The following is a 12,829-nucleotide window of genomic DNA, read 5'->3' on the forward strand; positions in this document are numbered from 1 at the left end:
TTATTATTGAGTTGCTAATTTAACAAAAAGTTTAAGCCTATTAAGTTACTTCTAAAGACCTTCCATTACTTACATTCTATTCTCTATTTTTTAATACAAATCCTTCCTCAAAATCAAAGTCGGAAGAGCCTGCAATCGCAATGTCAAAATCGCCAGGTTCTGCTATAAAATTCAATTCGCTGTTGTAAAATTTTAAATCCTCTATGGATAGCGTAAAACTCACCTTTTTACTTTCTCCTTTTTTTAGGAATATTTTTTGAAAACCTTTTAATTCTTTTACGGGACGGGTAACACTTCCTATCTTATCTCTAATGTATAGTTGTACGACTTCTGCTCCGTCATAATTTCCTGAATTCGTAACCATTACAGAGGCTGTTAATTTTTCAGAAAATGAAATTTCTTTTGTAGATAATTGTAATGTACCATAATCAAATGTTGTATAACTTAAACCATATCCGAAAGGATATAAAGGCTCATTTTTAACATCTAAATAGTTACTTTTAAATTTTTCAAATCTGCCTTCCTTATTCCCCAACGGTCTTCCTGTATTTTTGTGATTATAAAAGATAGGAACTTGACCAACATTCATCGGAAACGTAGCTGTTAATTTACCTGAAGGATTTACATCACCAAATAAAACATCTGAAATTGCCAAGCCCGCTTCACTTCCGGGAAACCAAACATTAAGAATTGCTGGTACATTTTTAGCTTCCTCGGTTATGGCCAATGGTCTGCCTGTAAACAACACAAGAACTACTGGTTTGCCTGTTTTTAATAAGGCATTCAATAACTCTTTTTGTACTTGTGGTATCTGAAGATTAGTTACACTACTGCTCTCTCCGCTGAATTCAGCAGTTTCACCTATTGCTGCTACAATAACATCAGCATTTGAAGCCACTTTTAGAGCTTCATCTAATAAATCTTTATCCGATCTACCATCTCTTGGAATTTCTTTCCCAAACATGGTCACTCGTTTTTCAAAGTCTATGTCATAATCCACATTACTTCCTTTGGCATGCACAATAGTTGCTTTATTACCGACCACTGTTTTTAAACCTTCTAACAAGGGAATTGATTTTTCTTGATCTGTTGCTACGCTCCATGTTCCTGACATATTCAATGCCGTATTTGATAAAGGGCCAATTAAAGCTATAGTTCCTGATTTTTTTAATGGTAAAACATTATTTTCATTTTTTAATAAAACCATTGATTCTGCACTAACTCTTCTTGCAAAACGTCTATTCTCTTTAGTAAAAACTTCCTTATTTGCCCGCTCAACATTACTGTACTGATATGGATGTTCAAATAGTCCCAACTTATATTTTGCGGTTATTATTTTTTTAACGGCATTATCTAGCTCAACAATACTTACTTTATCTTGGTCTATAGAATGTTTTAGAGTGGTCAAAAAACCTTCACCCACCATATCCATATCACTTCCCGCTTTTAAAGCCAAAGCAGATACTTGTTGCAAATCACCCATACCATGAGCGATCATTTCGTTAATACCTGTATAATCAGTAACTACAAAACCATTAAACCCCCAATCTTTTCTTAATAAATCGGTAAGCAACCATTTGTTACCTGTCGCTGGCACACCATCTATTTCGTTAAATGACGCCATTACAGTACCGACACCAGCATCAACAGCAGCCTTATAAGGAGGTAAATATTCGTTATACATTCTAATTTTACTCATATCTACCGTATTGTAATCTCTACCTGCTTCGGCGGCACCATATAGAGCAAAGTGTTTTACACAAGCCATAATAGTGTTATCTAGTGCTAAATCTTCGCCCTGATATCCTTTTACCATAGCTTCAGCAATTCTACTACCTACAAAAATATCTTCCCCAGAACCTTCTGATACTCTCCCCCATCTAGGGTCCCTAGATATGTCAACCATAGGAGAAAATGTCCAATTAATACCGTCTGCAGAGGCTTCTTTGGCTGCTACTCTCGCCGTTTCTTCAATAAGATCCATATCCCAAGAAGAGGATAACCCTAAAGGAATTGGAAACGTAGTTTTATAGCCATGAATGACGTCCATTCCAAAAAGTAAAGGGATTTTTAAACGGCTTTTTTCCACTGCAATTTTTTGAATTTCATGAATACTTGCGGCTGATTTTATATTAAAAAGTCCACCTACTAAGCCTTTTTCAATTTTACCAGCAATATCAGAATTTGTCGCTTGCCCTGTGGTTATTTGGCCTGCACTTGGCAAATTTAATTGACCAATTTTTTCTTCTAATGTCATTAACTTCATCAACGAATCTACTTTTTCTTCGATTGATAATGTGTTCTGAACAGTGGTTACTTTTTGGCTTTGACAAGACATAAAAAGTAACGAAAAAGTGATTAGAAACAAGGTGTTTCGTAATTTTAATCGATTCATTTTTACTTGATTTTAAATCCTGATTTTTCGGTTCGGATATTTTTTTAAAATTTTAATGAGCTACTCTTTTTTATTGGAAAACAACCAAGACAATAATTCTGGTTCTGCAAAAGCACTATCCCAACTGTTATGATTGGCTTTACTATAGATATTGAAATTTGGTTTTCCTCCATATTTTAATAATGCAGATACCATTTTTACGGATAATTGCGGATTTACAACATTATCTTCCGCTCCATGGAAAACCCACATGGCGGTATTCTTCGCATATTTTTCAACCAATTCTGGATTCCCTCCTCCACAAATAGCAATAGCAGCAGCAAAAGTGTTTGGTTTTCTACTTAGGAGTTCAAATGTGCCCATACCTCCCATCGAAAGCCCTCCAAGATAAATCTGTTCCTTTTTTATATAGGAATTCTTCACCAATTCATCTAAGTATCGCATTACTAAGTGCATCGATTTTGTAGGTTTACTGTCTTTAGGGAATTGTATCGTTAAAGGTTGGGAAGTCCTATCTACTTCAGCGTTAGCCCAATAATCATTTTCCTTACATTGCGGAAAAATCACAATTGCAGGATATTTCTGGATAGAATCAAAAAATAATTTACTACCATGTGTCAATTGCTTTTTATTATCATTCCCTCTCTCGCCTGCTCCATGAAGAAATACCACCAATGGGTAACTCTCAGTCTTTTTAAAATCTTTTGGGTACAAAACCCTTAATTTCAACGTATCTGTTCCTTCAACCAAATATTCTTTTACAAATTCCTGTTGATGTTGTGCATATATTGCGAATGCAGAACATAAGAAGACCATGGTAAGTATTATTTTTGTTTTCATGTTTTTTTATTTTATTTGGACCTTAAAGTTAAAATATTCTGAACAGATTTAATCATTATTTAGTAAGCTAATTCAATTTTTCCAACCGTCTATAGTCGAATTCATTAAAAGATTAACTTGGTTTAAGGGCATCCACTATTAATAATTAAACTTTAATTTATCCAACCCTTTTTTTACGTCACTATTTTGCATAAATAAATTCCACAATAATCCTGTTCTATAATTTTCTATCATTATAATTTGTGGACCTTGATCTATAGCTAAATAAGCTTCCGCTACCCAATCATTGTATTGCGGACTAAAGGCATCATAAAATCCCGCTGGACCTAATAAAATATCTTTATTTTTATAAAAATAATGTAATGCTTTTAAAGATTCTTTAGGAGTATAAGGTATAGAACTTATTGCAGCCGTTGGAGAAATAACGCCAATGTCATTGTTTGGACTATGAGCCGTATAACCTATAGAACCATCAGTATTTCTAGAATAACTTGCCGTCAACCCCCAACAGTCTTTTCCATAGTCTCTAAAGTTTTTAGAGTTTTCTACACAGTATTGATAATTGATATTAGCATGACTTACATTTAGCTGCCAATAATTAGCATATTGATCAGATAAATTGGTAGGATTTAAACCCAAATAAGAATAGTGAGCAAAAAATAAAGGCCCACCGAATTGTGGAGCACCAGCATGTTTCAATACCAATGGGAATCCATATTGGGTAACGGTTGATTTTATGGTTCCGTTATCCGCCCAGCCTTCTTCATAAACTTCTTTTGAAATACTATAATCTGGTGATGCTGCGGCCAAAATATATGTGATTAAGGTTTCATTATACCCCTTCAGTCTTAAATTTATATCGAAACCAAAATTAGGGCTCCAATGCCATAACAGCTCATTATTACCGTTTGTATACCAGTTCCAATCTACTCCTTTCCAAAGAACATCTGCTTTTGCAGCCAGTTCCTTTTCGGAATCATTTCCGTTTTTAAAATATTCTTTAACACAGATTAAACCCTGCACTAAAAAAGCCGTTTCTACTAAATCACCACCATTATCTTTGGTACTAAAAGGTTTTACAGCACCTGTATCACCATCTAACCAATGTGGCCACGCTCCATGAAAGCGGTCTGCATTTTCTAAAAAAATTAAAATTTTAGTTAGCCTTTCTGATGCTTCTGTTCTACTTACAAACCCTCGTTCTACACCAACTAAAATAGCCATTAATCCAAAACCAGTTCCTCCTGTAGTTACTGTATTGGCATCATTTGAAGGATTACCAGGATGATAACGTTCTCTTGCTGCTCCAGAATTTACATGAGCAAAATTCCAAAAATACTTAAACGTTTCTTTTTGTGTAAGATCTAATAACTCTTCATCTGTAAGTGTTGGTACAGGGTCTGGGTCAATTATCACAGGTGGCTCATATACGTATGTATCGTCTTTACACGAAATAATTGTAATTAGTAATAGTATATATGTGATTCTTTTAATCATTCGTTTTCAAATTTGGACTTTGAAACCCTAATTTCTTTAATCCTTTTTGAACATCTTTATTTTTCATAAATAAATTCCACAGTAGGCCAGATCTATAATTTTCAATCATTACAGGAATTGGACCTTGGTCAATGGCTAAATACCTTACCGTTTTCCAATCACTATCTAATGCAATGGCATCATATGGTCCATATTTACCAATATATTCTGGCATGTCTTTATAAAGGTGCCTTAACATTTGCATGCTCTCCTTGGGTGTATACGGAAATGAAGAAAGTGCCGCAGTAGGTGAAACAACGCCAAGATCTCTATCGGGACGATGTCCGTCATAACCTTTTATGGAGTAACTTGAAGTAAAACCCCAATAATCCTCGCCATAGCCTTTATATTTTTTAGGATTATCCAACGCATATTTATAATGGATCATCGCATGATTCTGATTTAATTTCCAATAATCTCCATATTGATCAGTTAATCCATTAGGGTTTAAGCCTAAATACGAATAATGTGCCCAAAAAAGTGGCCCCACTGGAGACTTGTCATGTTCGTAATGATCTAATTCCGTTTCTAAGCCATAATAAACCGTATCTTTTGTAATATCGCCGTTTCTTGCCCAACCTTTATCATATACAGATTTTTGAATTGGATGCGTGGGAGAAGAGGCCGCAAGCACATACATGATTAAAGCTTCATTATAACCACCTACAGGAAAATTCATTTCCCATTGATATTCAGGTGACCAATGCCAATAGAGTACATCATCTCCTTTTGTATACCAATTCCAATCAATAGCCTTCCAAAGATTTTCAATGCTATTTACCAATTCCTTTTCCTCTTCATTACCTTCTCTAAAATACTCTGCAACTGTTAATAAGCCTTGTGCTAAAAATGCGGTTTCTACCAAATCTCCACCATTATCTTTTTTACTAAAAGCTACTACTTTACCATTTTCTCCGTTAATCCAATGCGGCCAAGCCCCATGAAAACGATCAGATTTTTCTAAAAAGGCTACTATTTTTTGATACCTTTTAAGAGCCTGTTCTCTAGTTATAAACTTTCTTTCAACTCCTACTAAAATAGCCATGAGTCCAAAGCCACTTCCTCCCGTGGTTACTGTATTTTTGGGTGATGTGGGATAAATATCATCCATATGCAAACGTTCTCGGGCTAATCCAGAATTTGGTTCTGCTCCTTCCCAAAAGTAATTGAACGTCTGTTTTTCAATGGTGTCAAGCAAAATTTCATCCTCTGCTGTTAGTTTAAAGTCAACAACTTCTTCGTTACCGTTAGATTTAATTTCTTCTACCTCTTTTTTCTTTTCACAAGAAAAGACAAAAAACAGTATTAAGGTCAATAAATATAGGTGATTGTATTTTTTCATTTTTTGTAATATTATTATAATAAAGCTCTCTACTAGTTTTGAACAGATTTTTCGCTCCATTTAATTTGTAGTTAGCTGAAAAACATTCGTTTATTTCACTGGGAATAACAAATAGTATAGTAAATTTTGGCTGCATTCAATTAAGAATGCAGCCAAAAGACCATCCAGGTTTTAGTTGGTTTGTCAACTAATAAAGCTATTAATACCCCCAGACGGAAATTACTAACTCAACTTAAATATACTTTACATTAAATCTTGTATTTCTTCACTAGATAATGCCTTATTAAATACTTTCAATTCATCAATATAACTTGAATCTGATAAGTGATTCCAATAACCAAAGGATGGCATTCCCGAACCAATACTCATATTACTACAGCCAGCCCAATCAATAGGAGAAGCCATATCAGAAGCTCTTTTTTCTACACCATTAAAAAATATTTTACTTTTTGTAGTAGAGACCGTAATTGCAATATGTACCCATTCACCGGCTGTCACATCAATAACATCTCCATCATTCCATACTTCACCTGTACCAATACCAATGTTAGATTTAATTCTTTGTTCCGAAGCATCACCTTCTCTAAAAATTCTAAAACCTTGCATTCTATTTTCTGGCGTGTCATTTCCCACAGCGATTATACCTGCTCTATCAGGATCAGCATTTACTTTATACCAAAATACTACACTGAAAGCTTCACCAAATAAACCATCAATAGGATATGTTAGATATGAATCTGCAGCACCAGCAAAAGCATTGGAACCTTTTTTCGATTCACTTGCAAAACCTATACTCCCCACTTGCTCGGCTACTGCTCCGCCTACCTTATTACTAAAATTATCATCAAAAGTCATGTACAACGTTTCACCATCAGCAGGTTCATAAGGATTGGTTATACCAAGAACATTCTGAATTTCCTCTTGAGACAATGCTGTATCGAAGAAACGCAATTCATCAATATAACTTAAGTCATTTGCATGCCCCCAGTATGAAAACGTTTCACCTCCAGAAGCTATATCAAGAACAGAAACACCTGTCCAATCAATTGGAGCTGACAAACTTCCCGAATTTTGCTCAATTCCATTTAAATAAATTACACTTTTAGTCTCAGATATAGTGAATGCAACATTCACCCAATCTCCAGCGGTAACATCAATAACGCCACCATCATTCCAACTTTCACCATCACCAGTACCTACATTTAATTTTATTCTTTGCTCCGTACCACTACCTTCTCTAAATAACCTAAAACCTTGTTTACGATCATCAGCATTATCACCAATAACTAAAATACCTGCCCTGTCAGGACTCGCATTAACTTTATACCAAAACATACCGGTTATTTCGGTTCCTAAGTTCATTTTTTCAACAGGAAATGTTAATTGAGATGCTATTGCCCCCGCATAAGCGTTGGGACTTGCAACACCCTCACCTGAAAAACCAGGTGTGCCAATTTTCGTAGCTTTAGTAACCGTTATCAACTCTGTATAATCACCGTCAAAAGCCATATAAAACTGCTCGCCTAAATCTGGAAATAAAGGAATATAAGGTGGTTCTTTTTCAAAATTCACAGTAGATGTCGTCGATTTACCATCTAAATCAGTTGCTGTAACTTTTAATTCATGAACACCTGTAGTAACATTATCAAAAGCTACTTCTGCTAACACACGTCGATAGTCTAAAAAATCACTCATCATAGCAATTTCAGTACCATCCATCAGCACTTGAATGTCTGCAACTTCGATGTCATCTGTAACTTCAAATTCAATGGTAATTGGTACAACAGGCTCATTTACCTTTATTTTTGTACCCTCAACAGGATACTTTATCATTACATCTGGTGCTGTGGCGTCAGGCCCTGGAGCTACCTCAGTAAGTGGGTCAATTCCATCATTACAGGAATATATAAATAGTACTAATAGTAAGTACGGAAGAATATTTCTAATTTTTTTCATCTTTAGTTTTTTTTATAGTCCTTGAACATACGTTCTTAAAGCAGGAATTTGATCAATTTGATTTTGAGGAAAAGGTAAAAATCTTTTATTGTCATCATATACATGATCATCATAGGTCAACTCACTGGTTGTACCTAATCTAACCATATCATAATATCTGATACCCCATTCCATTCCTAATTCAGCAAATTTTTCATCCATAACTTGTTGGGTAGTTACCCCAGACAAATCATCTAATCCAGCTCTATCTCTCACAAGATTCACAGCCTGATCTGCAGTTATTCCAGTACCGGTAGCTCCTTGTGTTAAAGCCTCTGCATACATGAGCAATACTTCTGAATAACGAATTATAATAAAATCTTTATTGCTACCATAAGATGTTCTTCCTGCAATGAGCTCATTAGAGGGTAAATAATGTTTACCACTAGCAAACATTGCTCTTGCATAATCATTAATTACATCACCATCACGGGTAGTATTTGATATCCAACTAGGCAACGTTGCATAATCTGGATCTTCTTTAATTTTAGCAATTCCTCTGTCTGTAAATAAAACTGAAGTTTCTAACCGTACTGTTTCATCACGATCTAACATAAACTTAATAAATTTTAAGCTAGGTTCGTAAAATCCCCATCCAGCACTCGCTCCAGTAACCGCAGGAGTCCAGCCTTGAGGTCCATAAGGTGCCCATAAATGATTTGAACTAGGTCCTGATCCTTGTCCGAAATCAGAATACTGCATTTCAAATACATTCTCTTGACTCAATTTTCCTGCAGTTTTAAATTCCTCATAAAAATCAGGAAATAAACTAAATTTATTGGAAGCAATAATTTGACCTGTAGCCTCTGCCACAGCTTGATAATTTTTCAATTCTAAATTTGCCCGAGCCTTAATAGCCAATGCTGCATGCTTTGTAACGCCACCAGTAACATCTGCTCTATTTGCAGGATGTTCATCTAATAAATAGGGTATAGCTTCATCCATTTGATCAGAAATGTGTTGTAATACTTCATCCCTTGAAGACACATCAGCCTGATACAATTCAGAAGCATCTGATGAATTTGTTATAAACATGGCACTCCAAAGACGACTAATTTCAAAAAGTAAATGTGCTCGTAAAACTTTAACTTCTGCCACGTATTGATCGGCAAGTGCAGCATCAGCCCCAGCCTCTTTATATTTTTCTATACGTTCCATGGCATTGTGTAAATCAAATATATCTCTATATCCGTTTTGCCATACTGAATTGTACATCCAATAATCTTTATCATAATTATAAAAATCGGTATCTGCGAACGGTTGTTGATCACCTAAACCACCATGGTTTACATCATCTCCCCTGACTGAAATCAATAAAGACTCCTCCCAACCACGACTATAAAACTGAGCATAGGCACCAATTAAAGGTGAAATCATATTGCTAGATTGTGTAAAATCTTCCTCTGCCGACAATGATAAATTTTCAACTGGGTCATCTAATTTGCTGTCACAGTTAATAGCAACCATTGCTACTAATATGACCAAAAAATACTTTGTGAAATTTTTTATATTTTTCATAATTTCTTTTTAAAATATGATATTTAATCCTACTGTATACACTGCTGGTATTGGATAAACTTGTCTATCTATTCCATCTTGCACTTCTGGGTTAAACCCATTATAACCAAACACAGTTAAAGGTCTTTCTGCAGTTAATGAGATGGTTGCATTTGGCATAGGTGTACCAAATAATTCTTCACCATTAAATTTATAAGCCATTCTCACATTTTGCAATCTAAAAAACGAACCATCTTCTACTAAGTAGTCGCTCATCTTTTGATTCCATCCTCTTCTTAAACCTGATGATGACGGGTATGTATTAGAAGTTCCCTCTCCATGCCAACGATTTATAGCTAAATCGGCATCCATATTACCATCGGGTGTGAAGATTACTTCACCTCTTTTTCTATTTAGGATTTTATTACCTGTTTGCCCTAACATGTTCGCTGAAAAAGAAAAGTTTTTATAATCTACACCTAAATTTAATCCGTAATTAAATGAAGGCAAGTAAGAACCAAGTACTACTCTATCGTCGCCATCTATCTTTCCGTCATTATTCATATCTTGGTATTTGAAATCACCTGGAACTAAGATATTGTTATTATTATTGATTTCATTTTGAGCTGTTGGATCTGCAGCAATTTCAGCATCATTTTGATACACTCCTGCTACTTCATATCCAAAAAATGCCAACAAAGGTTCACCCACAAGAGTACGTTGTCTAAATTCAGCTGAACCACCATCTATATAGTCTTGACCAAAAATATCAATAACTTCATTTTTCAAGGTACTTAAATTGACCCCAACATTATAACTCAGCTTATCTGAAATTGAATTTTTCCAATCTAATGATAATTCAAAACCAGAATTTCTTATTTCGCCACTATTTCTTCTAATACTTTGACCTGTCGCAGGCACATTAATAGGAATTATAGCATTTTTAGTATTTCTGATATAATAATCAGCTTCAATAGATAATTTATTATCCAAAATTCTTGAAGTTAATCCGATATTATATTCTTCAGTTCGTTCCCATTTTAAGTAATCAAAAGTATTACTACCTACGGTACCTGTTTCTAATTGATCTCCAATGGCAACTTCCTCTGTACTTAAAGAATTGGCACCATCACTAGCAGGAACCTTGTCATTACCTAACTGCCCCCAACTTGCTCTAACTTTTAAATAGTCAATTACATTATTGTCTTCCATAAATGACTCACTTGAAAGTACCCATCCTGCACCAATTGTTGGAAAATACCCCCATTTTTCTTGAAATTTAGAGCTTCCATCGGCTCTAAATGTACCGTATACTAAATACTTGTCTTTAAAATTATAGGAAACCCTACCAAAATAAGACATTCCGTATTGTCTACTTCCGCCATCATCAGCTGTGCGAGTTTCTGCTTCTGATTGACTTAAATACCAAAGCTCTTCATTATCATCAGATAAATCATATGGATAATTTGTACCCGTGCCCGTAACAAAATCAAAGGAATCATCTCTAAAAGAAGTACCTGCCATAATTGTTACATCATGATCATCAAACGTATTGGTAAATGTTAGCACATTATCCCATATTTGTTTTGAATAAACCTCAGATCGTTTAGTTACAAAGGCTGATTCTCTTTGTCTTTGTGACCCATTACTCACGAAATAAGGAAAACCTGCTTCTCTTTTATTAAGTGTTTCATAACTATGATTATAACTGGTTTTAAAACTCAACTTTTCAGGAACAATTTCCATATCAACGTAAAAGTTGGCCAATATTTTTCTTATTTTTAACCGTTCTCTATTATTATCCATTACAGGTCTTGGATTTTTAGCTCCACGATATCCTAAATCTTCTGCAGAAGCATAAGGTGTAGGCCATGCCTCAGTATTTGACGGATCTAATACTGGCATTATTGGAACTGCATAATAAGCGGTAAACCAAGCACTTTCTTCTTGTGCATAGGTTGTTCCATTACTAAAAATGGTATTACCTCCAACGGTCAACCAATTGTTTACCTTAAAATCAAGTTTTGCTCGCACATTAAATCTCTCATATTCATTTTTCATATCTAAAACCCCTTCTTGTGCGAAATAATTGGTTCCAACAGCATAACTGGCGTTTTCACTACCCCCTGTAAAATTTAAACTGTGATTCATTATCGCAGCGGGTCGTAAAATTTCGTCATACCAATCAGTATTAACATCAGGAACATTAGGATTGGTTCTACTTCTTCCATACCGTTGCATAGCGTTTTGAACATAGCCAATATCTGCGGGTGAACCCGATTCCATAGCCATATTTACAAATTGCTCTGAATTGGCCATTTTTAAAACGTTTTGGGCTATTTGAGTTCCATAATAACCATCATAGGTAATTTTCCCCTTTTGATTAAACTTTCCAGAATTGGTCTCAATTAAAATTACACCATTAGCAGCCTTTACACCATATATAGCCGATGCCGAAGCATCTTTTAAAACTGATATTGATGCAATATCAGATGGGTTCAAAAAATCGATATTATCATAAAACATACCATCCACAACATAGAGTGGACTTTCATCACCCACACCAGGATAACTACCGATACCTCTAACACGTATAGTTGGAGATGCACCAGGTGCACCACTACTTACGACTTGCAAACCTGCCACTTTTCCTTGTAAAGCCTGCATCGCTTGACCAGTAGGTGTTTTACCAATTTCCTCTGCTTTAATCGTTGTAATGGCTGAAGTTAAATCTTTTACCTTTAATTCACCATATCCCACAACAACTACTTCATCTAAGGCTTGTGCATCAACTTGCATCACTACATTAATTTCTGTTTGGTCCCCTACAGTAATACTTTGATTTGTAAAACCAATAAAACTGAAGTCTAAAACTTCACCTTTATTTACTGAAATAGAATAATTACCATCAAAATCAGTACTTGTACCATTTGTGGTTCCTTTAATAATGACATTTACTCCTGGTAGTGGTAAATTATCATCTGCACTTGTAACCATCCCAGAAACAGTTATTTCTTGGGCATTTGCGGTTAGCGTGAAGATAAAAAATAACAATAGTAAAGGTATTTTTGAAGTCAATCTAAATCCCATTTTAAGTAAAGGATTTGAATTTAAATTAACTATACCTTTTTTACTAAAGTTCGTGCTTTTTAAACATGCTCTTTTCATAAAATTATATATTTGAATGTTAGTATGGTTAAATTTAATACAAGTAAATAGGTATT

Annotated in this window: 7 protein-coding genes; all 7 read right to left on the minus strand. The window is 34.8% G+C overall.

What is annotated here, in order from left to right; all coding sequences use genetic code 11:
* Positions 1-76: 76 nt before the first annotated feature.
* Complete coding sequence (gene bglX, locus JBL43_RS10515) at positions 77-2,338, minus strand: beta-glucosidase BglX (RefSeq protein ID WP_233098760.1); 2,262 nt, start codon at positions 2,336-2,338, stop codon at positions 77-79.
* A gap of 117 nt (positions 2,339-2,455) precedes the next feature.
* On the minus strand, positions 2,456-3,235 hold the full coding sequence (locus tag JBL43_RS10520) for a carboxylesterase family protein (RefSeq protein WP_198841397.1): 780 nt from the start codon (positions 3,233-3,235) through the stop codon (positions 2,456-2,458).
* Positions 3,236-3,373: 138 nt separating this feature from the next.
* Positions 3,374-4,732: a glucoamylase family protein gene (locus JBL43_RS10525; RefSeq protein WP_198841398.1), complete on the minus strand. Its 1,359-nt coding sequence runs from the start codon at positions 4,730-4,732 to the stop codon at positions 3,374-3,376.
* Positions 4,725-6,113, minus strand: coding sequence for a glucoamylase family protein (locus JBL43_RS10530; protein ID WP_198841399.1), 1,389 nt, complete (start codon positions 6,111-6,113; stop codon positions 4,725-4,727). The genes JBL43_RS10525 and JBL43_RS10530 overlap by 8 nt, the downstream gene beginning before the upstream one ends.
* Positions 6,114-6,356: 243 nt before the next feature.
* The gene (locus tag JBL43_RS10535; RefSeq protein ID WP_198841400.1) at positions 6,357-8,069 is read right to left on the minus strand and encodes a LamG domain-containing protein; all 1,713 of its coding nucleotides are present in this window, start codon (positions 8,067-8,069) and stop codon (positions 6,357-6,359) included.
* A gap of 12 nt (positions 8,070-8,081) precedes the next feature.
* Positions 8,082-9,626 (minus strand): RagB/SusD family nutrient uptake outer membrane protein, encoded by a 1,545-nt coding sequence (locus tag JBL43_RS10540; protein ID WP_198841401.1) that lies wholly within the window; start codon positions 9,624-9,626, stop codon positions 8,082-8,084.
* A gap of 9 nt (positions 9,627-9,635) precedes the next feature.
* Positions 9,636-12,773 (minus strand): SusC/RagA family TonB-linked outer membrane protein, encoded by a 3,138-nt coding sequence (locus tag JBL43_RS10545; protein ID WP_233098756.1) that lies wholly within the window; start codon positions 12,771-12,773, stop codon positions 9,636-9,638.
* Between the last annotated feature and the right edge of the window lie 56 nt (positions 12,774-12,829).

Source organism: Aureibaculum flavum, from assembly GCF_016406085.1.
Taxonomy (GTDB): Bacteria; Bacteroidota; Bacteroidia; order Flavobacteriales; family Flavobacteriaceae; genus Aureibaculum; species Aureibaculum flavum.

Excerpts from the sequence above, each read along its gene's own strand:
- JBL43_RS10535 (WP_198841400.1), bottom strand. The coding sequence starts at position 8,069 with ATGAAAAAAATTAGAAATATTCTTCCGTACTTACTATTAGTACTATTT.
- JBL43_RS10520 (WP_198841397.1), bottom strand. The coding sequence starts at position 3,235 with ATGAAAACAAAAATAATACTTACCATGGTCTTCTTATGTTCTGCATTC.
- JBL43_RS10525 (WP_198841398.1), bottom strand. The coding sequence starts at position 4,732 with ATGATTAAAAGAATCACATATATACTATTACTAATTACAATTATTTCG.
- JBL43_RS10530 (WP_198841399.1), bottom strand. The coding sequence starts at position 6,113 with ATGAAAAAATACAATCACCTATATTTATTGACCTTAATACTGTTTTTT.
- JBL43_RS10545 (WP_233098756.1), bottom strand. The coding sequence starts at position 12,773 with ATGAAAAGAGCATGTTTAAAAAGCACGAACTTTAGTAAAAAAGGTATA.
- bglX (WP_233098760.1), bottom strand. The coding sequence starts at position 2,338 with ATGTCTTGTCAAAGCCAAAAAGTAACCACTGTTCAGAACACATTATCA.
- JBL43_RS10540 (WP_198841401.1), bottom strand. The coding sequence starts at position 9,626 with ATGAAAAATATAAAAAATTTCACAAAGTATTTTTTGGTCATATTAGTA.